At 32.7% G+C, this 25,870-nt stretch carries 25 protein-coding genes; 9 read left to right on the forward strand and 16 right to left on the reverse strand.

Translation table 11 applies throughout. The annotated features are described in order from the left end of the window. Positions 1 to 99: 99 nt before the first annotated feature. Positions 100 to 534, forward strand: coding sequence for a deoxycytidylate deaminase (locus BTO05_RS09810; protein WP_087492492.1), 435 nt, complete (start codon positions 100 to 102; stop codon positions 532 to 534). Further along, entirely contained in the window at positions 535 to 2,145 is a 1,611-nt protein-coding gene (locus BTO05_RS09815; RefSeq protein WP_087492493.1) for a S41 family peptidase, read from the forward strand. Here BTO05_RS09815 and BTO05_RS09820 read toward each other — a convergent pair. Genes BTO05_RS09820 through BTO05_RS09830 form a run of 3 tightly spaced genes read right to left on the reverse strand, consistent with a single transcriptional unit; the run spans position 2,138 to position 3,549 of the window. After that, on the reverse strand, positions 2,138 to 2,749 hold the full coding sequence (locus BTO05_RS09820; protein ID WP_087492494.1) for an FAD-dependent oxidoreductase: 612 nt from the start codon (positions 2,747 to 2,749) through the stop codon (positions 2,138 to 2,140). The genes BTO05_RS09815 and BTO05_RS09820 overlap by 8 nt on opposite strands. After that, positions 2,749 to 2,949: a hypothetical protein gene (locus BTO05_RS09825; protein WP_087492495.1), complete on the reverse strand. Its 201-nt coding sequence runs from the start codon at positions 2,947 to 2,949 to the stop codon at positions 2,749 to 2,751. The genes BTO05_RS09820 and BTO05_RS09825 overlap by 1 nt, the downstream gene beginning before the upstream one ends. Before the next feature lie 18 nt (positions 2,950 to 2,967). After that, positions 2,968 to 3,549 carry a MarC family protein gene (locus BTO05_RS09830; RefSeq protein ID WP_087492496.1) on the reverse strand — a complete coding sequence of 194 codons (582 nt, stop codon included), beginning with the start codon at positions 3,547 to 3,549 and terminating at the stop codon, positions 2,968 to 2,970. A gap of 101 nt (positions 3,550 to 3,650) precedes the next feature. Between BTO05_RS09830 and BTO05_RS09835 the strand changes: the two genes are divergently transcribed. Next, positions 3,651 to 4,223 (forward strand): DUF3109 family protein, encoded by a 573-nt coding sequence (locus BTO05_RS09835; RefSeq protein WP_087492497.1) that lies wholly within the window; start codon positions 3,651 to 3,653, stop codon positions 4,221 to 4,223. Between the two features lie 106 nt (positions 4,224 to 4,329). On the opposite strand, the gene BTO05_RS09840 is transcribed toward BTO05_RS09835, so the two are convergent. Beyond that, complete coding sequence (locus tag BTO05_RS09840) at positions 4,330 to 6,111, reverse strand: ribonucleoside-diphosphate reductase subunit alpha (protein WP_087492498.1); 1,782 nt, start codon at positions 6,109 to 6,111, stop codon at positions 4,330 to 4,332. A gap of 25 nt (positions 6,112 to 6,136) precedes the next feature. Then, on the reverse strand, positions 6,137 to 7,414 hold the full coding sequence (locus BTO05_RS09845) for a ribonucleotide-diphosphate reductase subunit beta (RefSeq protein ID WP_087493336.1): 1,278 nt from the start codon (positions 7,412 to 7,414) through the stop codon (positions 6,137 to 6,139). Positions 7,415 to 8,036: 622 nt separating this feature from the next. On the opposite strand from BTO05_RS09845, the gene BTO05_RS09850 reads away from it, so the two are divergent. Then, positions 8,037 to 8,327: a hypothetical protein gene (locus BTO05_RS09850; protein WP_087492499.1), complete on the forward strand. Its 291-nt coding sequence runs from the start codon at positions 8,037 to 8,039 to the stop codon at positions 8,325 to 8,327. Between the two features lie 228 nt (positions 8,328 to 8,555). After that, complete coding sequence (locus BTO05_RS09855) at positions 8,556 to 9,308, forward strand: CPBP family intramembrane glutamic endopeptidase (RefSeq protein ID WP_087492500.1); 753 nt, start codon at positions 8,556 to 8,558, stop codon at positions 9,306 to 9,308. A 1-nt stretch (position 9,309) separates the two neighbouring features. Here the strand turns inward: BTO05_RS09855 and BTO05_RS09860 are convergent, their stop codons facing one another. From BTO05_RS09860 to BTO05_RS09875, 4 genes are all read right to left on the reverse strand, one after another. After that, on the reverse strand, positions 9,310 to 10,029 hold the full coding sequence (locus tag BTO05_RS09860; protein ID WP_087492501.1) for a DUF6503 family protein: 720 nt from the start codon (positions 10,027 to 10,029) through the stop codon (positions 9,310 to 9,312). A gap of 52 nt (positions 10,030 to 10,081) precedes the next feature. After that, positions 10,082 to 12,355, reverse strand: a complete 2,274-nt coding sequence (locus BTO05_RS09865) for an inorganic phosphate transporter (protein ID WP_087492502.1) — start codon at positions 12,353 to 12,355, stop codon at positions 10,082 to 10,084. Positions 12,356 to 12,428: 73 nt separating this feature from the next. Beyond that, complete coding sequence (locus BTO05_RS09870; protein ID WP_087493337.1) at positions 12,429 to 13,109, reverse strand: DUF2490 domain-containing protein; 681 nt, start codon at positions 13,107 to 13,109, stop codon at positions 12,429 to 12,431. Continuing rightward, the gene (locus BTO05_RS09875) at positions 13,096 to 13,683 is read right to left on the reverse strand and encodes a hypothetical protein (protein ID WP_157662565.1); all 588 of its coding nucleotides are present in this window, start codon (positions 13,681 to 13,683) and stop codon (positions 13,096 to 13,098) included. The genes BTO05_RS09870 and BTO05_RS09875 overlap by 14 nt, the downstream gene beginning before the upstream one ends. 196 nt (positions 13,684 to 13,879) lie before the next feature. Between BTO05_RS09875 and BTO05_RS09880 the strand changes: the two genes are divergently transcribed. Then, positions 13,880 to 14,239, forward strand: a complete 360-nt coding sequence (locus BTO05_RS09880; protein WP_087492504.1) for a nicotinic acid mononucleotide adenyltransferase — start codon at positions 13,880 to 13,882, stop codon at positions 14,237 to 14,239. Between the two features lie 75 nt (positions 14,240 to 14,314). Here BTO05_RS09880 and BTO05_RS09885 read toward each other — a convergent pair whose 3' ends face one another. Further along, positions 14,315 to 15,520, reverse strand: a complete 1,206-nt coding sequence (locus BTO05_RS09885; protein WP_087492505.1) for a multidrug transporter — start codon at positions 15,518 to 15,520, stop codon at positions 14,315 to 14,317. 33 nt (positions 15,521 to 15,553) lie between these two features. Beyond that, a complete protein-coding gene (locus BTO05_RS09890; RefSeq protein WP_087492506.1) occupies positions 15,554 to 18,409 on the reverse strand; it encodes a TonB-dependent receptor in 2,856 nt (951 codons plus the stop codon). A 228-nt stretch (positions 18,410 to 18,637) separates the two neighbouring features. Here BTO05_RS09890 and BTO05_RS09895 point away from each other — a divergent pair, with 228 nt between their 5' ends. Continuing rightward, a complete protein-coding gene (locus BTO05_RS09895; RefSeq protein ID WP_087492507.1) occupies positions 18,638 to 19,978 on the forward strand; it encodes a deoxyguanosinetriphosphate triphosphohydrolase in 1,341 nt (446 codons plus the stop codon). A gap of 117 nt (positions 19,979 to 20,095) precedes the next feature. Further along, on the forward strand, positions 20,096 to 20,278 hold the full coding sequence (locus tag BTO05_RS09900) for a hypothetical protein (RefSeq protein WP_157662566.1): 183 nt from the start codon (positions 20,096 to 20,098) through the stop codon (positions 20,276 to 20,278). Here BTO05_RS09900 and BTO05_RS09905 read toward each other — a convergent pair. Both BTO05_RS09905 and BTO05_RS09910 read right to left on the reverse strand, forming a co-directional pair. After that, positions 20,255 to 22,042 carry a 1-deoxy-D-xylulose-5-phosphate synthase gene (locus tag BTO05_RS09905; protein ID WP_087492509.1) on the reverse strand — a complete coding sequence of 596 codons (1,788 nt, stop codon included), beginning with the start codon at positions 22,040 to 22,042 and terminating at the stop codon, positions 20,255 to 20,257. The two genes, BTO05_RS09900 and BTO05_RS09905, sit on opposite strands and share 24 nt — an antisense overlap. A 21-nt stretch (positions 22,043 to 22,063) precedes the next feature. Next, positions 22,064 to 22,945 carry an energy transducer TonB gene (locus BTO05_RS09910; RefSeq protein WP_087492510.1) on the reverse strand — a complete coding sequence of 294 codons (882 nt, stop codon included), beginning with the start codon at positions 22,943 to 22,945 and terminating at the stop codon, positions 22,064 to 22,066. 77 nt (positions 22,946 to 23,022) lie between these two features. Here BTO05_RS09910 and BTO05_RS09915 point away from each other — a divergent pair, with 77 nt between their 5' ends. Continuing rightward, positions 23,023 to 23,472, forward strand: a complete 450-nt coding sequence (locus BTO05_RS09915) for a nucleoside deaminase (protein ID WP_087492511.1) — start codon at positions 23,023 to 23,025, stop codon at positions 23,470 to 23,472. An 85-nt stretch (positions 23,473 to 23,557) separates the two neighbouring features. Here BTO05_RS09915 and BTO05_RS09920 read toward each other — a convergent pair whose 3' ends face one another. From BTO05_RS09920 to BTO05_RS09930, 3 genes are all read right to left on the reverse strand, one after another. Continuing rightward, positions 23,558 to 23,749 carry a cold-shock protein gene (locus BTO05_RS09920; RefSeq protein ID WP_087492512.1) on the reverse strand — a complete coding sequence of 64 codons (192 nt, stop codon included), beginning with the start codon at positions 23,747 to 23,749 and terminating at the stop codon, positions 23,558 to 23,560. A 91-nt stretch (positions 23,750 to 23,840) separates the two neighbouring features. Continuing rightward, positions 23,841 to 24,086, reverse strand: a complete 246-nt coding sequence (locus tag BTO05_RS09925; protein WP_087492513.1) for a hypothetical protein — start codon at positions 24,084 to 24,086, stop codon at positions 23,841 to 23,843. 1 nt (position 24,087) lies between these two features. Then, positions 24,088 to 25,869 (reverse strand): chloride channel protein, encoded by a 1,782-nt coding sequence (locus BTO05_RS09930; RefSeq protein WP_087492514.1) that lies wholly within the window; start codon positions 25,867 to 25,869, stop codon positions 24,088 to 24,090. Position 25,870 lies beyond the last annotated feature (1 nt).

A 25,870-nucleotide genomic window follows, 5' to 3' on the forward strand; every position in this document is an offset into this window, starting at 1 on the left:
ATAATACAACTTAAAGTTTGTAAAAACTTTAACGGCAAGCCATTGCTTATAAAATACTAAGCCGTTATATTCGTTAATTACAATAATTAGAGAATCTAAATGGCTCAAGACCAAAAACAATTAAGATACGATAAAGCATACTTACGCATGGCTCAGGAATGGGGCAAATTATCACACTGTAAGCGTAAACAAGTAGGAGCAATTATTGTCAAAGACCGTATGATAATATCTGACGGTTATAATGGTACTCCAACAGGTTTTGAGAATTATTGCGAAGATGATGATGGCTACACGAAATGGTATGTGTTACATGCCGAAGCTAATGCAATTTTAAAAGTAGCTTCTTCGACTCAATCTTGTAGAGGAGCAACATTATATATTACACTTTCTCCATGTAAAGAATGTAGTAAACTTATTCATCAAGCAGGGTTTGTAAGGGTTGTGTATTCTGAAGCCTATAAGGACGATTCTGGATTAAAATTCTTAGAAAAAGCAGGTGTTCAGTTAGATTTAATTCAAGAAGTAAAAGCATAGATGTCCAATACAAAAAAGTATATACCATTAATAATAGGCGTAGCTATTGCTATTGGGGTCTTTATTGGAGGTAAGCTTAATTTTACAGATACTTCTGATCGTTTATTTACAACAAATAGTAAAAAAGATAAACTTAACAGACTTATAGATTATATAGATTACGAGTACGTAGAAGATATTAATACAGATAGTATAGTAGATGTTACTGTAAATGGTATTTTAGATAATTTAGATCCACACTCTGTATATATTCCTAAAAAAGATTTAGAACGGGTTACAGAGAATATGCGTGGCGATTTTGTTGGTATAGGCATTAATTATTATCCTTATAAAGACACATTAGCCGTCATAAGACCTACTGAAGGTGGTCCAAGTAAAAGAGCTGGAATAAAAAGTGGTGATAGAATACTTATGGCAGATGGAGATTCTATTTTTGGAGAAAATTTCAATACCGAAAAAATTAGTAAAAAATTAAAAGGTAAAAAAGGAACTAGGGTTAAGCTTAAGGTGTATCGTCCACAGACTAAAGAATATTTAGACATTACTGTAAGAAGAGGAAGTATTCCAATAAAAAGTGTAGATGCATCTTATATGCTTACAGATAATTTGGGTTTTATAAAAATGAATCGTTTTGCCGAATCTACTTATGAAGAATTTAAATCAGCATTAGACGGATTGCAAGATGAAGGCACGACTAAATTAGTTTTAGACTTAAGAGATAATCCTGGTGGTTTTTTAGGTATTGCAGAGCGTATTGCAGACGAATTTTTGGAAGACGATAAACTTATTCTTTTTACAAAAAATAAAAAAGGAAAAATAGAAAACACATTTGCAACAAGTCGAGGCGATTTTGAAGAAGGTGAAGTCTACATTTTAATAAACGAAAGTTCTGCGTCTGCAAGTGAAGTCATAGCTGGTGCACTACAAGATAACGACAAAGGTGTAATTGTCGGAAGACGTTCTTACGGAAAAGGATTAGTACAACGCGAAATGGCCCTGGGTGATGGAAGTGCTGTTAGATTAACAGTTTCAAGATACTATACACCAACAGGACGTTCTATCCAAAAGCCATATAATAACGGAGAAAGCAGAAGTTATTTTAGAGATTATTATAAGCGTTTAAGTAATGGAGAACTCATGAATTCTGAAAACATCGAAATTGAAGATTCGTTAAAATTCACAACACCAAATGGTAAGGTTGTTTATGGGGGAGGCGGAATTATCCCAGATATTTTTGTGCCTTTAGACCGCTCTTTTGATAACGAAACAATAAATTATTTAAGACGTTCGGGTCATTTTGGTTTTTTTGTTTTCGAAGAATTAGATAGAAATAGAGCTATATATGACGGTGTGGCTAAACGTGATTTCATAGATAACTTTTTTGTAAGTGATGATATTGTAGTACGTTTTCAAGATTACGTAAATAGACAAGAAAGTACTAAAATTAGCTTTGTAGCCTTTAACGATGTAATAAAGCGTTTGATTAAAGCGACTCTAGCAAGACAGCTATACGACGATAACGCTTTTGAGGAAATTATTAATAGAAGCGATATTATGATAGATGAGGTTATTCTTCTAAGCCAAGATAATCCTGAAGAAACGACTAACTAGAAATCTTATCATGCACTTTAGTATGCTTACCAGCATTCCAAAGTGTAAGAATGTCAGTTGCTACCTGAGCGCCACTACCACTAGCAATTGCAAATTGACTTCTTCCTCCAGCTAAAGTTCCTGCTACGTAAAGACCATTTTCGACTAAATAGTTTTTATTTTTTAACCAAATTCTATCTTTTTCGATAGCAGCTTGTGGATGTGGTTCCACGTAAGTTTCAAGACCTTTTATGATCAGTAAATTAGTGTAACCAACTGCAATAACTATGTTTTTAGAGGTGTAGCTATTTTTGTTTGTTTCTACCGTAAAACCTTCAGGATATTTAGAGATTGATTTTACTTTCTCCTTTTCAATTTGTGTTACATGTGGATATAAGTCTTGTAACTGCTGTTTTCCACTTTTTAGAATGTCTTTTCCCAAAGTTTTAGGTGGTAAACCTAAAACGTTATTAAAAAGTGCATTTTGTAAATGCGATGTTTTTTGGTGCGTAATAATACCAATCTGTTTATCGGCGGCAAATGGCTTTGATATTGCAGAGCCTAATACTAAAGCGCAAGACATTCCTGCGGCACCACCACCTATAATCAAAGCATCAAAATCCATTATTTACGTTTATCTAATTTTTCAATTTTCTTTGAAACTCTAAAAATTTGAAGTAGTGTAATCACACAAAGTGAACAAAAAATTGTAATCAGCGCAGTTGCACTTTCACCTTGTAAAAGGGCATCAAAATTTAGTTTAGTAGCATTAAAAATAATTAATGCAAAAGCTATGACTGAGGCAATAATTGTGAATATTTTCATTTTTAACGGGTTTTATGACTAAGCTAATAATTCTTTAATATTAGCAGTAAATAATTTTACTGCTATAGCTAACAAAATTACGCCAAAAACTTTTCTTATAATCTTAATTCCGTTTGGGCCTATAATTCTTTCAATTTTAGATGAAGTTTTAAGGACAATATATATTACTATAACATTGATAATTACAGCAACGATAATATTCTCAATTTTAAATTCAGCTCTAAGAGAAAGCAATGTTGTTAAACTTCCTGGTCCAGCTATTAGAGGAAATGCAAGAGGAAAAACAGAGGCTGTAATAGAATTACTCTCTTCTTCTTTATAAAGTGTAATTCCTAAAATCATTTCTAGAGCAATAAAAAATAAAATAAAAGCACCTGCAACTGCAAAAGAATTTACATCTACACCAATAAAATTTAAAAGACGTTGTCCAACAAATAGAAAAATAATCATAATAATCCCTGCTATAATGGACGCTTTTTCACTTTGTATATGCCCCACTTTTTTTCGTAAATCTATGATAATAGGTATGTTTCCGATAATATCTATTACGGCGAACAATACCATAAATGCTGTAAAAATTTGTTTAAAATTAAATTCCATATTGTCTGATTTTTATAAGTTTTTCAAAATCGCCGCAAAGGTGCGATTAAATTGCAGATTTTCAATATTAAATTACCGTAAAGTTTAACTATTTTTACGCTATGTTTCAACTCGGAAAAACCATTGTTTCAGAAGATATTATCGAAAAAGATTTTGTCTGTAATTTATCAGCTTGCAAGGGCGCATGTTGTATAGATGGCGATGCTGGTGCTCCATTAGATGAAGCTGAAGCAAAAATCCTTGAAGAAATTTACCCAAAAGTAAAACCCTTTTTACGTAAAGAAGGTATTGCCCAAATCGAAAAGCAAGGTACATCCATCACGACAGCTTTTGGCGAATTAGAAACACCATTAATAAATGGCGCAGATTGTGCATATGTCATTTTCGACGATAAAAAAACCGCACTTTGTGGTATTGAAGAAGCCTACAATCAAGGCGAAGTCAGCTGGAAAAAACCTGTGTCTTGCCATTTATATCCAATTAGAGTAAAAGATTACTCGGAATTTTCTGCTGTGAATTATGACAAATGGGAAATTTGTGACGATGCATGTTCTCTTGGTGCAGAATTACAAGTCCCAGTCTATAGATTTGTTAAAGAAGCTTTAATCCGAAAGTTTGGTGAAGATTGGTATGCGGAATTGGAAACTGTTGCTAAAGAGAAGTTTGATAAATAAAAAGGAGACTCAAATAGGTTATCCCTAAATAAAAACGGTCACTCTAATTATAAAGTGACCGTTTTGTCATTTGAATATTTTTTATTCGTATTTGCAACACTGTTGCTTAACCTTCACAACTTGCACATTCCTTCTTTTGTTTGAATTTTTGTGCAGCATTCATACTGTGTTGGTAGTACAATGATTTAAGACCTAATTTCCATGCTGTTACGTGGATTTTATTAATATCCTTAACTGGCATATCTGGGTGTACAATTATATTTAAAGATTGTCCTTGGTCGATATGATTTTGTCTATTTGCCGCTTGGTAAATGATATCCATTTGGTCAATTTCAGGATAAGTTCTAAATACCGCTTTTTCGTTTTCAGTTAAAAACTCTAAGTGTTGTACAGAACCATCACGGTCTCTGATTGAACGCCAAACTTCAGTTGTATCCTGACCTTTTTCAGCCAATAATTCTTGTAAGAATGGGTTTTTAATCGTCGTCTTTAACTTCGCAATATCTTTTACATAAATGTTAGACCAAATTGGTTCAATACCTTGAGATACTTGACCTAAAATAAATGCCGATGATGTTGTTGGTGCAATAGCATTTAAAGTGGCGTTACGTCTGCCGTAACCTTTAAGTACTTTTGGCTCACCAAATTTAGCAGCTAATTCTTCTGAAGCTGAAACTGATTTCTCTTTAACGACTCTAAATATTTCACTATTTAAATCAAATGCTTCTTTACTGTCAAAAGCATGCATTTTTGATTGTAATAACGAGTGCCATCCTAAAACACCCATACCAAGTGCTCTATTTTCTTTTGCGAAGTTATACGCACGTTCCATAAATAAGAATGTTTGTCTATCTTCTCTACTATCCGAATCTCTATAAGATTCTAATTTTTCTAAAAATTCTGTAATTACAGCATCTAAGAAATATACCATTGTTTCAACAGCATCGGTATCTTTCCACTTATCATAGTGTAATAAATTCACACTACTTAGTACACATACAAATGACCACTCATCGTTAGATGGTAACATGATTTCTGTACACAAGTTACTTGCGTAAATTGGATGATTTTTATCTCGGTAAACATCAGCAGCACCTTTATCAGCATTGTCGTTAAAGAAAATGTATGGGTAACCCATTTCGCCACGACGTTGTAAAATTTTGGCCCAAATGCTTCGTTTTTCTTGGTCGCCAGCAATCATTTCTTCCATCCAAGGGTTATCTACGGTTACACCATGAGTTAAGCCTTGGATTGGGTTTCCTTCTGTGCCTATTTCTAAAAATTCTTTAATATCTGGATGACTTACCGGTAAGTACGGCGAAAAACGACCACGACGTACAGAACCTTGACTTACAACATCTACCATACCTTCAAACAATTGCATGATATGTACAGCACCAGATGCTTCTCCATTGTTTTTTACAGCAGCACCACGATGACGTATTTTTCCAAAGTAGCCTGATGTTCCGCCACCGAGTTTGGACATCATACCAACTTCAGATTGAGTATATAAAATATTACCCATATCATCATCTACATGAGATCCAAAACAGCTAATTGGTAAACCACGCTCTTTACCAAAGTTTGACCATACTGGAGATGCTAACGAATAAAAACCATGTGACATGTAGTTATAAAACTTGTCCGAAAAACCAGGCATTCCTAAGATTTGTTCAGCACGATCTGCAACTTCTCTAATACGTTGTTCTGCAGTTACACCTTCAATTAAATAACCAGCACCTAAGAATTTACGACTGTTTTCGTTTAACCATTCAAAATTACCTTCTGGTAAGGTTTTATATTTTTTTAGAGCTTCTTTTCTAGCGTCTTTTAGAGGGTTTGTAATTGTTGTTGCTTGTTGCTGTTGTTCAATGGTTTTTTTATGCATGGTTTAATCGTATATGGTGTGGTTATTAAAATAAGTCGTCGCCAGTAAAGCTTTGTGCTTTTTTACTGTAGTTAATAGAGCGTTTTACGAAGAAATCGCCGTGTTTTGTTCCAATAATCTCGTCATCAAACCATTCTGTTTGGTTTAATAGTGTTTCGTTAACTTGGAAAACAGTATCAATTCCGATACTTTCTAATGATTTGTTGAATCTGTTTTTAAGGAATTCAATGACAACTGCTTTTGGTAAAAAGTCTAATTCGCCATCTTCAAAAATCCAGTCAACCAATTCGCTTTCTGCTTCAAAAGCTTGATTACACATATCTTGTATGGTCGTGTGGTACTCAGCCGTAAACCATTCTGGGTGTTCGTCTCTTAAAATCTTAATTAAATCAATCCCAAAATCACCGTGAATTTGCTCTTCTTTAGAAGTCGCTTCAACAACGTTAGAAACTCCCTTCAACATGTTTTTGTGCTTGTTAAAAGCCATGATGATTAAAAACTGAGAGAATAACGATACGTGCTCAATGAATAATGAGAATAATAAAATTGCTTCAGCATATTCTTTATTATCATCACTTTTTGAATTTTTTAAAGCTGTTTCTAAATACTGAACCCTTTTCATGATTACAGGCTTTTTCTTTAAGGCTTTAAACTCTTTATTCAATCCTAGGATTTCTAATAGGTGTGAATATGCATCTGCGTGACGCACTTCACTTTCTGCGAATGTAGAACCTACTGAACCAATTTCTGGCTTTGGCATTCTATGGTATAAATCGCCCCAAAAGCTTTTTACTGCAACTTCAATTTGAGAAATAGCAAGCATTGTATTTTTGATAGCACTACGTTCTGTATCTGTTAATCTTGATTTAAAATCCTGTATGTCGCTTGTAAAATTAAATTCCGTATGTATCCAATATGAGTGGCGAATTGCAGGAACATACTCGTACAATTGTGGGTATTCGTAAGGTTTTAAACTTACACGTTTTTCAAAAATGTCAGTTTTTCTTTTTTCCGCTTGTTGGTTACGGTAAAGGATATATGCCTTTGCAGCCTTTAAAAAACCAGTAGCCATCAGGGTTGTCTCTACATTATCTTGAATTTCTTCGATTGTAGGAATGTAATCCGCATCCTTTATAGTACGTACTTGTAAAGCTTCGTAGACACTTAAAGCAACGTTTTGTGCGTCATTTTCTGTACCATGATTCACAGCGGTCATTGCTTTTAAAATTGCGTTAGTAATTTTATCTAATTCAAATTTTTTGGTCGAGAAATCTCTTTTGACTACGAAATCAATTTTTGACATAATATTAAGTTTTGGATTATTAATCGGAATGTAAAGATTCAAATTTTTGCTTTTAAATTTGAAGTACTTTACAAATGGTTCTCAACATTTTATTAACATTGATTATTTGTCCTAGTGTTTACGGGAATTGTTTGGCGAAATTTTTTTTAATTTTTTTTAAAAGTTGAAATTTTAACACTTTTCAGGTGTAAATTTTAACAGAAATGAATTCCTGTTTTTTTTGGCTATTATAAAAAAATAGCTTTCAAAGTTCTATTTTAATCAGAAAACATTTTTATTTAAAGCGCTGACAATTAGTTATTTAAAGTTATTAAGGCTGTATAGTGTTTTGTGTGTGATGATATGTAGATGCTTTCTGGCTTTTTGAGCATTTATGCTTTAAGTGTTAAAATTTTTTAAGTACTGATATTAGAGAACATTCAGCATTAAAATTGAAAAGTGTATTAGATTATTTTATTGTGAATTGGTTTTAAAAAAGGATGAAGAGTACAACAAATAACTGTATTTTAAGTGTGATTTTTGGATTAGTATACTTAATAAATCAAATGGTAGGATTTTTTATTACTAAGAGTTTGAAAGCCTCAATTCTTTCTTATATTGGGCAATATATTAAAGAATATAAATGGAAGAAATAAGTAATTTAGAAAATACCCAGCCAGTTTGTTCAATATGTAAAACGATAGTAGATGCGGAAAGTATTTTTTGCAGTTCTTGTGGCTTTCCTGAAAATGGTACGGATAAAGATGTTGCTCAGTTTCATGCAAAGAATGCTATGAAAAAGAACCAGCATATGGATGCAGATAAAAAAATTAAATCTGCCAGAAATACTCTATATGTTATGGCTGGTATTACTATAGTTTTCGCAACTATAACTTTTTTTTATAAATCAAGATTCAGCCACATTAATTACTAGTTTTATACTAGGAGTTATTTATTTACTTCTAGGTTCGTGGACATCAAAAAAGCCACTTATTGCAATTCTCTTAGGATTATTCCTCTACTTAACGACAATCATTATTTCTGCGATTGTTGCACCTGAAACGATTATCAAAGGCATAATTTTTAAAATTATAATTATAGCTTATTTGGCAAAGGGTGTTTACTCCGCATCCTCAATAAAAAAATAGTAAGACATTTATTTATGCAAAATTGTACAAAGTGTAATCATACTTTAAATATTGAAGCCAAATTTTGCACACAATGTGGAAATGTTTTAGCTAAATCAGGTATTGAAAATAGAACCGAGTCACTCAATTTAGTTATTGTTTTCTATGTTGTTTTTCTGTTTTTTGCTGTAATATCACATTACATATATGAAGCTTCTGAGTCTAGTCTTGGCTTAGATATTATGATAGAAAGTATATTTGCTATCCTTGTAGTAGGCTTTTCTATTTTAGACTTTAAAGGAATTTTGAAGCTGTATAAACTTCCTATTATTAGTAAAGAGATTATAGCTATTTCGTTATTAGCACCTGTGTTTTCAGCAATATTTGTCTCTCTTTCTGTAGGATATATTAATGAGCTGTTATTTGACTCATCTGGCATCAATTATTACAGTGATTATATATATCTAGAAAACCCATTAGCTTGGTCTATTCTGTTTGTAGCAATTTTACCTCCAATATTTGAGGAGTTAGCTTTTAGAGGTTTTTTATTTAACGAATTGAGTAAAGTTGTTAGTGAAAAAGTAACGATAATCGGTACAGCATTTATATTTGCTTTAGTACACTTTTCATTTATTTCACTAATATGGATTTTCCCATTTGGGTTGCTACTAGGTTATTTAAGAAATAAATATAAAACACTATGGTATGGAATAGTTATCCATTTCATACATAATTTAATAGTATTACTTATAGACTACTACAACTATAATTCTGAATTTATTATTTGAGTTAGTTACCCAAACTATCAGTCCCCAAATACTTGTCATCTTTATTATAGTACCAAGCGCGTACTTTAGGCATTTTAATGCCATTTACGGTTTCTTCATCTGTAAGTAGTATGTATTCACCAGAATCTGGTTTTACATTGCCTTTATCATCCGTTTTATAAAACTGATAAACTTCCATAGCATAAGTCTCTGGGTCAAAGTAAAAATACCAAACATCACTACCGACAGCTTTATCGTAAGTTGCTTTTAATACCAAATAGTCTTTTCCTTTAAATGTTTTGCGCTCAACTTTTGCATTAATATTAGTGCCTTTGTCTTTAAGCTTCATTGGCAATCCGTATAAATACGTATAGTAGTTTTTATACATGTTTGCACGTTCGCAAGTCATCTTTTTCTCTTTTGCTGTGGCTTCATCTAATTTTGTAGTATTATAAAATAAAGAGCAGTTACTTTTGTCTACAGTATAGGTTTGTGTATTACCATCTCTATTTGCAGTGACACTAAAAAACTCAGTAGGTAGGCTTATGTTTATATCACTAACTCTTGGACTCTGATTAGGTGTGGTCATTGTTACTTTAAAGTTACCACTAAAACTTGGCCAATTATCACTTGGGTCATGATAATTAATGGCTTTTTCAAGGAGTTCAGAACCACTAATGTTTTGAGAGTTTATAGTAAAGGCCATACCAATAAATAAGAAAAGAGAATAGCGTAATTTCATAGATTGATGTATTAATTTCAATCAAATATACAAAACCAAATAGCGATGTTATTTACGCTTCGCTTGGTGGAATTGTTGCAGGTTCCACAGAACTATCGTGAGAGTTAAAGTATTCTTCTAAAAGATTCATTATTCCTGTTAGTAAGTCTTTAGTTTCAAGTAACAGGCCGAAGTAAAGTGTAGTGTTCTTTGGACTTGATTCTTCGTTTCTAGTTCTCTCAACCTGTTTCTGAATTTTGTCTTTAACCAAATTAAACATAGACGCTTTATTATTTAAAATGGCCCCAATTTCTGCAAAGGAACGTGATTCGAAGGCACTTTCTGTGGCGATGAATAATTGTTCTAATTGCTCATCTAAATCTTTAAGTTCTTTAATCTGACTAAATTTAAGCTTCTTATGATTGTTGTTTATGTGCTTGTGACTAACCTTCGAAATGTATTCTAAAGATTGTGTTATATCTTGTAAATAACCTAAAATATTGATATAGAATGCACTGGCAGATAAACTAGGTTCTTCAAGGTTTTTAATGAAGTAAAAAATATTATCTCTCAGTTCATCTATCTCGTCAGAAAGTTTTTGAATTTGTTTTTTATTCTTTTTAAGAACAGCCAAATTCTGAGTCGCTAAACCATTTATAGCTGATGTGTAAATCTTGTTTCCACGTTTTACAACTTTTCCTATGGTTGCAGCACTCTCATGAATTACACCTTGTGTTGAGCTACTTTCAGATTTTTGAAGTTGATCCTCTTCTTTTTGAACTTTATTGTTTTTTCTGTGTGAAATATAATTTTTGGTAAGTAATACTACCGCTAAAACAATTAAAGCAGTTAGTGCATAGCCTTTACCATAATACAAGATGACTGCCATAATTGATGCAGCTACAAATGCACTAAAAGCAGTAAAAAACCAACCGCCAATAACATTTAGTACACCAGCAACACGATATACAGCACTTTCGCTTCCCCAAGCACGATCTGCTAGTGATGTACCCATAGTTACCATGAAGGTTACGTAGGTTGTAGATAGTGGTAGTTTCATCCCAGTAGCTATAGAAATCAAGACACTGGCAACCATTAGATTTACTGCTGCTCTGACCAAATCAAAAGCTGGCGCTTCTTGTGGGCTCACTTTTGCTACAGGCTTTATAAATTGTTTGTCTGTCCATTGTCTATACGATGCTGGTAAAAGGGAGTTTACACTATTTGATAAGCCTATGGTTAATCTAACAATATTTCGTGAAAGGAAATTAGGTTTAAAACGTTCTTTTCCTTCATCTTGTCTGGCCAAATCAACAGAGGTTTTAACGACTGCTTTAGCTTTACTCGAAAACCAAAGTGTTAGTACCATTATCAAACCAGCTATCAATAAAAGATAAGGTTGTGTCTGTACAGGTTCGCTCAAAGAAACCATGGCCAAATCTGAAGGGTTTACACCACTAATAGACCAAACTTCATATGAGTTATATGCTGCAATTGGCACACCAATAAAATTGACAAGGTCATTACCGGCAAAGGCTACTGCCAAAGCAAATGTTCCGACGACAATAATTATAGCATAAATTTTTGCATTGAATAATTTCACTGCTAAATAGGATAGAATAGTAAACACCAAAAAGCTTATAATTACAAATCCGACAGGATTAGTATTCAGAAATTCTTTAACTGATGGCGGCATAAAGGTTGCGTTTTTCAACCCTTTTACGATTATAAAATACATGATTGAAGTCACAGCAACACCACTAAAAATAGCACTATAAAAAATTGGTTTTTCTTCAAACTTAAAGGATAATAAAATCCTTGATACATATTGCACAAGAGCTCCTATTGTAAATGCAACGACAACAGACAGCAATATCCCAAGAATAATTTCAATAGCTTTTGAGTTGTTTATATAGTTTGTCAAATCGGTAATTGTCTGACCACTATCTGAGCTGTATATTTTTATGAGAGCAACTGCAACAGATGCACCAAGTAGTTCAAAAACTATAGAAACTGTTGTAGAAGTTGGTAGTCCGAGTGTGTTAAAAAAGTCCAGAAGCAGAATATCCGTAATCATGACTGCCATAAAAATAATCATGATTTCATCGAACATGAATTCTCCTGGATTAAAAATACCTTTCCTTGCTACTTCCATCATACCACTAGATGTCATTGCACCTACGGCAACACCAATACTAGCAACAATCATAATAGTTTTAAAGGAAACGGCTTTAGATCCAATAGCTGAATTCAAGAAGTTTACAGCATCATTACTAACACCAACGACTAAATCTGCAATGGCTAAAAATGCTAGTGCTGCTAGCATGTATATGTATAGGTTGTCCATGTATGCCTAATGATAAAAAATTGTATGCAAAATAGCTCAAATATTTTTAATTCAAAGTTATCTAAACGTTATTTTAGACCTTTAAAATAAAAGAACTTAGGATAAAAAGTCGATGTTCAGTTGCTATATTAAAAGCTTCAAAACGGTACTCTAATCCAAATTGTAACTTTGATTTTTTTGAAATTACCCAACCGATATTTCCTGTTGTTTTATAGTCTAATTCGGGTTTTATTATTTCGCCTTGACTTAGTAGAGCTTCCATAGATAACACTAAATAAGTCTCACCAATATCTAGTTTAACACCATTAAGTGGTAAGTCTAGTGCAAATCGATAACGTGAGCGTAGTATGGTTAAATCTGATAGGATTCGTTGTTCAAATCTAAAACGATGTCCAAAACGCAAAGCTTCATTTCTTTTTGTATAGTTAAACTGCTGCGTAAGTCTTAATTCGTTACTTCCACCATCGATGGATGCTCTATTTCTATATTGAACACCTAAGCTAATGCTGTGATTGTAATTAAGATTTAAGGTCGAAAAGTGAACAACATCTATTTGCCTATTTTCAAAATCTAAATTTTTGTCTTTATATAAAAAGTAACGTGAACGTAAAGCAAAATTAGTTTTATAATTATCAGAAACCTCATGATTTACAGAGAAAGCCGTTTCTCCAAGACTTTCAAAATTTTCCTGAGCTCTTACTTCATAGAAAAACAAAAAGCACAGAAATATTACAAGTAACTTAGTATAAGACATAATCATAGGTTGACGGATTAACAACTCTAAAGCTCTGAAAAATACCAATATGATTAAAAGTGAATTCTCTTAGTTCTCTTTTGTCCGGAGTTGTTATTTCTGTAATAATTTCAAAATTGCTTGGCGATATGATTTTTTTTGAAAGTATTCCTTCTACAAATACTGAAGCTTCAGTGTCTGATGTGGGCAGATATTGTTTCTGTATTTTTATGAATTTGTGCTTAGAAAATGAATTCTCAAAATACCGTTTTATCTTGATTCTCGCGTCTATATCAATGGCCTTGAGTTTTGAAAGGACTTCAATATCCTCTAACTCACCATATTCTGAAAACTCAATACTGAAGCTATTTTTTTGGTATTTCAGTTTAATTTCAAAACTATTTTTACGACCATCTGTTTCTTTATAAAACTTTAAGCGTTTGATTTTTTTTGGTAGTGTACCTACAATTTCTCTAACACTATTTGGTAGTTCAGAAAGCTTAATACGCTCCTCTTTTTCATTTTTAGTTTGACTTATAACCAAGCACGAATAAAAAGAAAAAACTAAGGATAGGATAAGTAGTTTGTTTTTCATTTTCAGAAAGCAATAATCAAAAGTATAATAATTAATTACAGTTTAAAAAGTTGTAACACGTCTTTTTGGTAACATTATAAATCGCTAATAATCAAATATCTAAATACCTAATGTTAATTTAATGTTACTTAAATCTTGTTTTAATGTAAAATTAATGTTATGTTTGTTATGTAATAATTAATAAACCCAGATTGATATGAAAAAGATATTTATAGTAGCCCTACTATTTTGTGTAGCATTCTCTTATGCACAAAAAGACAGAACCTTAACACTTAACGAAGAAACAAACCTTATAGAGGTTACTTATTTTCATGACAATGGACAAGTGAGTCAGACAGGTTTTTATACAAAAGAAGGAAAGCTCCAAGGTGAATGGTATAGCTATTGCCAAGAAGGAAATAAAATTGTTTCAGCTAAATATGACGAAGGAAAGAAAGTCGGTAAATGGTTTTACTGGGAAAACAATAATTTAAAGGAAGTTGACTATTCTAATAATGCTGTAGCAAGTGTAAGCGAATGGACAAACAAGACTACAGTAGTGGCAAACAACAAATAATAATGTAGTCCATATATAGAATAAAAAAGCATCCCAAGTGGGATGCTTTTTTATTAATAGAAAAGTCTAACTCAATTAGTTTCCTACGGTCCAAGTTGCACCCCAAGTTGCAAAATCTGTACCAGTAGCATTTCCAATTCCAGATATGAAATCTGAATCTGCGAAAGTTTCACCAGTATCATTTTTAACTTGTAAAGTGACATCTGTAAAAGTTACATCAGTAACGCTTAAGTCTCCATTTAAAACCCCTGTTCCTGTTGGGTTATCGCTCATTGCTCCAGCATCACCATCTAAATCAAAGCCTTCTGCAAAACCTTCTAAAAGAACGTTTGTAAAGATCCCTTGTGTACCAGCTCTAAGTCTTATTGCTTCATTACCTGTACCTGAACCGTTACCAATTATTGTTAAGTTTGTTACAGTTGGTTTTGACCAGAATATTGGACTAGAGTTATTTCCGATATCTGTATTGTAACCATCTGCTTCAATACCTTTATCATGCTCTGCACCGTGCTGTACGTGAGCATTAGTAATTATACCTGAGTAACCTTCTGTCCAGTCGATAGAATCATCTTGTGAGTTAACTACAGAAACGAAATCTACATTTACTGTTCCTCCAAAGAATTCTACACCATCATCTTTTCCTTCAAAAACTTGAATGTATTGAACAATAGTTGTGTTACCAACACCATAAAAAGATATACCGTTATTTTCTGACTGTCCATCAGCTGAACCACCAGAATACTGAACTCTCATGTATCTAATTATTCCTGAATCATCAGCAGCATTAGTTCCACCATATGGTAAGCCAGCGATTTCTGAAGTTGCAGTTGCAGTTCCTGTTACAGAATTAATTGGTGCATCACCTAATAAAATAAGTCCACCCCAATCACCAGCTTGTGGTGCAGAAGCATCAGAAGTCAAGACGATAGGATTATCCGCTGTTCCGTTTGCATTTATTTTTGCACCTTTTGAGATAGCAATGTAAACATCTGAACCAGCAGCTAAAGCTTCAATAGTTATACCTGCAGGTATTGTTAGTGTTGTCCCAGCACTCATGATTAAAGAACCATTAAGCTTGTAAGTATTATTTGCATCTAAAGTTAAATCTTCAGTAAATGTCCCTGATAGGAAAATTGTTTGTGGGTCAGTTGGATTAGAACCACCACCATTGTTGTTTGTTACACTATTGTCGTTAATTACGATATCGGCAGTGTCGTCTGTAGTACATGAGCTTAACAAAAGACCTGCAATTGCTAAACAAGATAATAGATTACGTTTCATTGTTTTGGTATTTAATTTTTAAGAATAGTTGTTTTAAAATTTATATTTAAGGCTAAAGCCTGAATTGATTCCGCGTTTATAATCGGTAACGTCTTTACCATTTGGAGAAGTCACTAATACATCTCCAATCGATGTGCCTTCTCTTAAGTATTGAACAGTTGGATTTAATAGGTTTTGAATACCAACACTTAATTCCAAATTTTCAGTAAGTTTTCCTTTAAGAATAAAGTCTAAAGTTGGTATACCTTTTTCTATTACATTACCTAGCTGTCCAGAACCCAATGCGTCAATTCTATCTGCGAAGTAAGAAAATACTAAGTTGGCAGATGGTTTAAAGTTTCCAATTGTTGGAGAGTAGCTTACATCGGCATTGATTAAAAAAGGTGATGCACCTTGTAGTTCTTCTTCGTCTGTATTAAAGCTTACACTATATGTACCAATAATAGAGTTATATAAGTCTTGATTTGTGTACATATAAGTTGCGTTAAGACCTACAGCTAATTTTGAGTTATCATCTTCATCTACTAATATATTTTTTCTTATTTCAGCTTCTATTCCAAATACTTCAGCTTTTTCACCGGTTCTAAAGAAACGCTGTGTTCCTGTTGCATCAAAAGCAACTACTTGATTGACAGGGTCACTGATTCTTTTATAGAAACCACCTATAGAAATGATTTCAGATTTACTCATAAACCACTCATACTTTAAATCAAAATTTAAAATTTCAGAATATGAAGCATCATTTACATTAGTATATTGAATATTACTACCTGATTGACGACCTAATAAATCTGGGTTACCACCAATTCTTTGGGAAATACTTTCGTAAACAAATGGAGCAACTTCTTTAAATTCAGGAAGAGATATTGTTTGACTTGCCGAGAATCGTAAGTTCTGGTCATCGTTTATTGCATATTTTATACTTAAACTAGGTAAGAATACAGTTTCTTCAGCTTCAACAGAACTATTACCTAATTGACCTAAGTTTATTACGTCGTAGGCAATTTCTTGATCTATTAATTCAAAACGTACACCAGGAACAATTAACCATTTTTCATCTTTTGATTTAATTTCTGCATTGGCATATGAAGCAAAAATATCCAAGTTACCGTTATAGGTGTTTTCTGGTAAACCAGGTCTGTTAGTGTTACTTTGGCCAGGAATTGGATTAATAACTTGTATATCATACAAGCCGCCAGAGCCAGGATTTAGGGTTAAGTTATTTAAAGTAAATATAGAGTTGAAATTATTAACATCACTTACCGGTGTGTTTGGGTTAGTGATATCATAACCAAATCTTATGTTTTCAAAATTACGCTCTTTAGCTCTACCGCTAAAACCAAAATTTAATTTAAAGGTTTCGCTAGGCTCATAGGATACATTAAAACGACTATTATATTCTTCATCGTTGATATCTTGGAAATAACGTTGGTTGTCAAAAACAACATTACTGTAAAAAGATGGATTTGTAGAAGTATCATTATCCAAAGCAAACTGATAATTTTCTATACTTATACGTTTACGGTCTGGTTCGTGTGCATTAACAACGTTGTAGCCAAATCCCCAATCAATATCCCATTCTTCAAATCTATGTCGGCCTAATAATTGGTTGACGTAAATTAAGTTTTGGTTAAACTGAACATTCATTTGATAGAAACCTTGGTCAGTATCTAAAATTGCATCACGGTTTCTACCACTACCATCAATACCAAAATAACCTACTCTATCTGAAGAACTGTTTATAAAAAGAGAGTTAAATTTGAAAGAGTGTGTATTATCAAGCTTATAATTAGCCGATACCATACCTGTAGTTTTTGTAGAGTACTCAAACTCTTCAGCATCTTCAAATGCTTTCTTTTCAACATTTGTATAATCTACGTTAGAACCTCTACGATATTCAAACCCATTTTCGAAAGAACCTGTCCCATAAAAACTAAGTCTAGATCCATTTTCAAAATCAAATGATTTGCCAAAAGAACCCCCAAAATTAATATCTATTGGTGTAGCTGCGTTTGCTGGATCAAAACCATGAGATAAAATAACGGCAAATGGGTTATTGTCATATCTATTGTAATAACCAAAATAGCTTGTGCCTTCGCTCTTAACAAAGGATTTATCAATTGAGTTAGAGTTTACAGAAGAACCTACATAAAAATCAAAGAAACCATTTCCTTTGTAATCTTTTGATGTTACATCTACGTTACCAGCAGAAAAGTCTCCGAAAAATTTTGAAGAATATGCTTTACTAATCGAAACATTTTCAATGATATCAGAAGAGAAAAGATCTAAATCAATATTCTTTTTGTTTACATCATTTGACGGTAAAGAAAGGCCGTTTAATGTTGTATTTAGGTATCTATCACCTAAACCTCTAACATATACATTACTTGAACCTTCTTGTTTGGATACACCTGAAATTTTTGCAACGGCACCAGCTGCATCGCTAACACCTTTTCTAGATAATTCTTGAGAGCCAATACTTTGTTTTATTTCTGTTGCTTTCTTCTGATCCAATAACAAAGCGGCTTCAGTTTCTTTTTTTGCTGTTGTTTTGATAACAACTTCGTCTAATGAAGCTGCACTTGCAAACATGATAACATCTAACTTAGTGTCTTGTCCAGCAATAACTTCAACTTGTTTTTCAATAGTTTCATATCCTACAAAACTAAATTGGAAGGTGTAAGTACCTGGGTTAAGATTTTCGATTTTGTATAAGCCGTCAATATCAGAAGTAACACCTGTTGTTGTTCCTTTTATTAAAACATTAGCAAACGGTAACGGCTCATTATTATATTCTTTGTCGATTAACTTACCCGAAACCGAACCAGTTTCTTGAGCTTGTGAAAATGCAGTTAATAATAAAATAAATAGTATTGTAATTTGTCTCATCAGTTATTTAAATTGATGGTGCAAAGAAACGTCGCATTTCTAGTCTAAAGGTTAATCAAAAATTAATGATTGGTAATAAAAAGGTTATCGAAAAGTTATGCGAATATTAACAGCTGTTACCATTAGTAAACAATTTGGTAACATTAAAATTGTTAGTAGATTTTTGATTTTGCCCAAGTTCTATTTTAGCAATTTATATATCTTGTGGTTTTGCTAAAAACAATAGTTATGAATTGGGAACAACTGCTTTCATTAAAGCGCTTTGGAGATACAAACAAACGTTTACGAAAAGAACAAGACGAAACACGTTTGGGTTTTGAAGTTGACTATGATCGTATTATTTTTTCTTCAGAATTTAGGAGTCTTCAGGATAAAACACAAGTCGTTCCTTTATCTAAAACAGATTTTGTACACACAAGGTTGACACATAGTTTAGAAGTTAGTGTTGTTGGACGTTCTTTAGGACGCCAAGTTGGTAAGCAATTATTAAAAAAACATCCGCATCTAACAAATATTCATGGTTACCAGTTTAATGATTTTGGTGCTATTGTGGCTGCAGCTGCATTGGCTCACGATATTGGAAATCCACCATTTGGACATTCCGGAGAAAAGGCGATAGGTGCTTATTTTAAGGAAGGTCAAGGACAACATTTAAAGAAAGAATTATCAGAAAAAGAATATCAAGATTTTTGTGATTTTGAAGGTAATGCTAATGGTTTTAAAATTTTAACCGAAAGTAGAGAAGGTCGCGAAGGTGGATTAAGATTAAGTTATGCCACTCTAGGTGCGTTTATGAAATACCCAAAAGCCTCTTTGCCTAAAAAGCCAACATCTCATATTGCAGATAAAAAATATGGTTTTTTTCAGAGTGAAGTTGAAACATTTTCGGCAATTGCTGATGAATTAGGATTATTAGTTAGAGATAAAGACGAAAAAAGGTATGCTAGACATCCATTGGCATATTTAGTTGAGGCTGCTGATGATATTTGTTATACAATTATTGATTTTGAAGATGGAATTAATCTAGGTTTAATTGAAGAAGAGTATGCTTTAGAATATTTAATCAAGCTCGTAAAAAACACCATAAACACCAAGAAATATAATGCCTTAAAAACTACTCAAGACCGAGTTAGTTATTTAAGAGCTTTGGCTGTAGGCACTTTAATTGACGAGGCCGTAGAAATTTTCATGAAAAATGAAGAGAAGATTTTAGCAGGTGAATTTGAAACCGGTTTGCTAGATGTGTGTAGATACCAAGCTCAAATCTCTGACATCATAGACATAAGTGTAAAAAACGTTTATCAATCTGCTGAAGTTGTTAATAAAGAGATTGCTGGTTACAAAGTTTTGGATGGTTTACTGAATGTCTTGGTTAAGGTTGCTGTAAATTCTTATTTCGGTAAATTATCTAACTATGATAAGCTAATTATCAAGGTACTTCCAGAAACCGTAAAACTTGCAAATGTATCTTTATATGAAAATATTATGGCTATTTGTTTGCATATATCTAAGTTGTCTGATACCAATGCAATGCTATTATTTCATAGATTAGGCGGAAATTCAATATAATTAAAACACTGGTAATCAGTTATTTAGTTTTTTATTTATGCATTTAATCGATAAAATTTGTTTTTTAACGATATAATGTGTTCTTTTGAAATGTTAGAACCCCAAATCTACCATCAAATGAAGAATAATGTACTTAGTGCCTTCGTGGTTTTTTTCGCAGTTGTTGCTTGTTTGCTTATTATTGATGACATGTCACATAACATAAGTAGTAAGAATTCAGAATCTTTAGATGCACTCAATCAATCCGAACAAACCAATACCGAAAATCTTGCGACTTTAGATTTTGAGACTGAGGATTAAATTACCTAGTTTTTTCTTTAAACTCTGTTCATCAATGTCATTAACTTTTTTCAGTTCGTTTACTGTACCGTGTTCTGTGAATTGATCTTTAATACCTAAAATCTCGATTTTAGTTTTATAATTATTTGAATTTGCAAATTCTAATAATGCACTACCAAAACCACCAATAATAGTTCCATCTTCTATGCTAATAATTGCCTTATATCTTTTGAGAACTATATTTAGTAAACCAACATCTAGCGGTTTTACAAAGCGCATGTCGTAATGCCCGATATTTTCAAATTCAGGATTATTTTCAATAACGTTATTAACTGTATTTACTGTTGTGCCAACAGATAATATGGCTATATCTTTTCCTTCATTAAGACAGATACCTTTTCCTATTTCAATAGTTTCAAAAGGAAGTTTCCATTTTAATAAAATATCACGTCCACGAGGATATCTTATAGCAATTGGAAAGTCAATTCCATGTTGAACGGTATACATTATATTTCGAAGTTCAATAGCATTACGAGGTGCAAAAATCACTAAGTTAGGAATGCATCGTAAATAGGCTAAGTCAAAAACGCCATGATGTGTTGCGCCATCTTCACCGACTAAACCAGCCCGATCTAAACAAAAAATCACAGGTAAGTTTTGTATTGCCACATCATGAATAATCTGATCGTATGCACGTTGTAAAAACGTTGAATATATATTACAATAAGGAATTAAACCTTGAGTTGCCATACCAGCCGCTAATGTTACCGCATGTTGTTCTGCAATACCAACATCAAATGCACGTTCAGGAATTTCCTCCATCATATACTTTAAGGAACTTCCAGTAGGCATTGCAGGTGTAATACCAACAATTTTTTCGTTTTGTTTTGCTAATTCTACGATTGTTTGGCCAAACACATCCTGAAATTTAGGCGGTTGCTCGTCAGCTACACATTTAGTAATAAGCTCACCAGTTTTGGCATCAAATTTTCCTGGGGCATGATATTTTACTTGATTCTCTTCGGCTTGTTTTAGACCTTTTCCTTTAGTTGTAATTACATGGAGAAACTTTGGACCTTTTACAGATTTTAAGCGTTCTAATTCTGAAATTAACTTTGGTAAATCATGCCCGTCAATTGGTCCAGAATAATTAAAATTTAAAGCTTCAAAAATGTTATCTTGTTTTTGAGTGCCTTTTTTTACGTTGGTTAGGTATTGCTTTAGAGCACCAACACTTGGATCTATACCAATAGCATTATCATTTAAAATCACCAACAAATTCGCATCTGTAACACCAGCATGATTTAAACCTTCAAAAGCCATTCCGCTAGCTATAGATGCATCTCCGATAACAGCGATATGCTGTTTATTTAAATTTCCAGAGAGTTTTGAGGCTATTGCCATACCTAAAGCTGCAGAAATTGATGTCGAAGAGTGCCCAACGCCAAAAGTATCGTATTCACTTTCATCACGTTTTGGAAACCCGCTAATTCCTCCAAGTCGGCGATTGGTATCAAAAATTGCTTTACGACCTGTTAGAATTTTATGCCCATACGCTTGATGACCAACATCCCAAATGAGCAAATCTTCAGGTGTGTCAAATACATAGTGCAATGCAATTGTTAATTCTACAACGCCAAGACTAGCACCTAAATGACCTTCTTTTGTAGCAACAATATTTATGATAAAGTCACGTAACTCTTTGGCAAGTTGAGGTAAATTATCTGTTGATAATTGCTTGAGGTCTTTTGGGTAGTTGATGTTATCAAGAAGTATTTTTTCCACTACACAAAAATACGTCTTTTATTAGTCTTCAATTTTAAAAGTTATAGGAAGATTGTAAACTATAGAAGCTGTTTTATCATTGTGTTTTGCAGGAATAAATTGAGGAAATAATTCTATAACACGTTTGGCTTCCTTTTCAAATACTGGATGTGGTCCTCTTATTTTAATATTTTGAATTTTACCTTGTTTATCAATTTCAAAATGGGTAAAGATTCTTTGAATTCCTGATAAGCCTAAATTTCCTTGATTAATATTAAAATTCTCTTGTACCAATTTACTTATGCTTTTATGAAAATATCTTTTTTCATCTTTTTTTGATAAATTCTTTGGAGTGTCCTTAAACCTCGGTTTTGTATCTACTAAATGATAACTAAAAGGTTCTCCTGTCGGCTCAATTACCATTAGACCATCTACTATTTCAATAACTTTACCAGTTAAAATATAATCTTCAATGGGTATATCTGATGGTTTCTTAGCTTTCTTATCCAGTGGATCTTTCAAAACATCCTTTTTAGTTTCTACAGAGTCAACCTTTTTACTCACAATCTCGATAGTTTCAATTTTTTTGATATTTCCTTTTTTATCAGAACAGCTTAAGATTGAAGTTCCCATAGCAATCAACAATGCTAATAGGAATAGTTTATGAAAACTCAATTGCTGTTGAAATATAGTTTCAGGAAGTTGAATATTAATAGTATCTAATTGTGTTTGCTTAATATGTCCACAAATGCGTTGATGCTTATTCTCACTGATATAATCTTGAATTTGATTCACATCCATTTTGGTAAAATCAACTACAGTTTTGGTACATGATTTACAAAAGCGACCTTTTTCATTTGGTGTCATAGTAGACCAATCTTCATGACAAGGTTTTGGGATAGATAATTTGTAGAATGTTTTCATAACGGATTGATTTCTGAATAAGCATCAATTTTCTTGCCGTATTTTTTTTACTAAATTGAAACTGTATTTTTACAACCATGATTAATCCATTTGACGATACATATTTTATGAAAAAAGCACTTCAAGAAGCTGAGTCTGCTTTTGATAAGGGCGAAGTACCTGTAGGAGCTGTTGTTGTCATTGACGATAAAATTATTGCGCGTTCACATAATTTGACTGAATTATTAAATGACGTTACTGCACATGCCGAAATGCAAGCTATAACATCTGCCGCTAATTTTTTGGGAGGAAAGTATCTTAAAAATTGTACATTGTATGTAACTTTAGAACCTTGTCAAATGTGTGCAGGAGCTTTGTATTGGAGTCAGATTTCTAAAATTGTTTATGGCGCAAGTGACGCACAACGTGGTTTTAAAATTATGAACACTAAATTACATCCAAAGACTAAAGTAGTTAGTGGTATTTTAGAGGAAGAAGCTTCTGACTTGATGAAACGTTTTTTTATAGAAAAAAGAAATTTGAATTGAAGTTGGTCACTGAGCAGAGTCGAAGTGAAACAAAAACGCCCAACCTTTCGGTTGAGCGTTGAAACTATAAAGTATATCTCTTAACTTATAAAACAGTAACGTTAGCCGCTACCATTCCTTTACGTCCTTCTTCTTCTGTGTACTCTACGTTGTCGCCTTCGCGAAGTTCAACCCCATCAAGGTTTGATACGTGTACGAAGATGTCTTTTCCTGTTTCTTCGTTTGTAATGAATCCAAATCCTTTTGAATCATTGAAAAATTTAACTGTTCCAGTCATTATAAATATAAATAAAAATTAAAGTGCAAAGATACAGTTAAAAACATTACCAATGTTAATAAATCGTTTTATTTCAAATTGTTAGGTGTTTTTAATATTTGTTACGCTTCTGGTTTTCACGCATTTTATCCAAATTTTCCTTTGTAATCATATAGTCTTTAGGGTCTTTGTCTTTCCAACGGTAATAAGAAAATAAAGGAAAAACAACAAAGAAAATTCCCAATACACCGAAGCCAATAAGCTTTTTTTGGTTAGGAATATCTAAGAAATAGCCGCAAATTATACTAGCTATAGAGGCTAATAAGGCAATAAGTGTTATGATTTTTAGGATTTTCATATCAGGATGTGAAATTAATCAATTCTTTGCGGTAAGCTGTAAGTAATTTAGATTTTGAAACGAATCCGTAGTATTTTTCATTTTTGATAACTGGTAAATTCCATGCATCAGAATCCTGAAACTTTTGCATTACTTTTTGCATGCTGTCTTTTTCGTAAATAATAAATTCTGGCGGACGATTCATAAAAGTTGCAACTGTTGTAGAATCATAAAGCGTCTGATCAAACATTACTGTTCGGATATCATCTAACAAAATTATACCCATAAAATTTTGCGCATTATCAGTGACAGGAAACAGGTTTCTACTAGACTTTGCAACACCTTTTTTAAGCATATTACCTAATGTCATTTCTGGTTGGAGTACAACAAAATTTTGTTCAATTACACTATCTAACTTCATCAATGTCAGTACACTTTTGTCTTTGTCTTGGGTCAAAAGTTCACCTTTTTCGAGTAGTTCTTTAGTATAGATTGTATGGTCTAAAACGTTTTTATTTATGATAAAAGCCATTGAAGCTGTAATCATTAATGGGACAAAAAGTTGGTAGCCACCAGTAATTTCTGCAATTAAGAAAATGGCAGTTAGTGGTGCATGTAATACGCCAGCTATTAATCCTGCCATACCAATTAATGTGAAATTCGCTTCTGAAACCGAAAAACCTAAGCCGCAATTGTTTATAATCTTAGCAAAGAGGTTTCCCAGTGAACTTCCCATTACTAATGTCGGAATGATAATTCCACCAGTTCCGCCAGCTGCAAAAGTTGTAGTCATAGCAATAGCTTTAAAAACTGTAATACCAAAAAGGAGCGCAATGACAACCCAAATATTATCAACGTAATCATCAAATAATGACGAGCCTATAGCTTTAGTGTCGTTACCTAACATTAAATCGTTGATAAACCCAAAACCTTCCCCATAAAGTGGCGGAATAAAATATAGCATTACACCAATAGCCAAACCACCAATAATAAGTTTGTGTCTAGCAGATTTTAACTTATTAAATAGCGAAGTAATTCCGAAATAGATTTTGGTAAAATAAATAGAAGCGATTCCTGTTCCAATACCTAAAGCGATATAAAACAAAGTATCTTTAATTTGAAACTTTTCTGAAACTGTAAAGTCAAAAAGCACACTATCACCAAGAAAAAAATACGATGTAATTACAGATGAAACAGAAGCTATTAAAAGTGGCAGTAATGAAGCAAAGGTTAAGTCTAAACTAAATACTTCAATAGCAAAAATAATAGCAGCGATTGGAGATTTAAAAATAGAAGCAATGGCACCTGCAGAAGCACATCCTATTAATAAACTTCGCGTTTTCCTATCAATATGAAGTAATTGTCCTAAACTAGAGCTTATTGCCGATGCTGAAGCTATTGCTGGTCCAAGTAAACCTACAGAACCACCAAATCCTACAGTTAACGGTGCTGTGATTAAAGGCAGATAAATCTTTCGTTTATTAATTAGTCCATTTTGTTTTGATAAGGCGTATAATATCGACGGAATCGCATGCTCGCTAGATTTTTTAGAGACATATTTTACAAACAGATACACTAGAAGCAAACCTATTACTGGTAAAACAAAGTAGATGCTGTTAGCGGATAGGAGTATGCCTTTTTCGAAAACAGCTTCTATAGCATAAGTTATATTTTTGATAAAGACTGCAACTAAACCAGCTAATAAACCAATGATTAAAGCCAATAAAAACACAAAATTCTTTTCGGAAATATGTTTGTATCTCCAAATGAGTAAGCGTTTAAAAAATTTTGATTTCCTTGGCATT

The organism is Winogradskyella sp. PC-19 (assembly GCF_002163855.1).
Lineage (GTDB): Bacteria > Bacteroidota > Bacteroidia > Flavobacteriales > Flavobacteriaceae > Winogradskyella.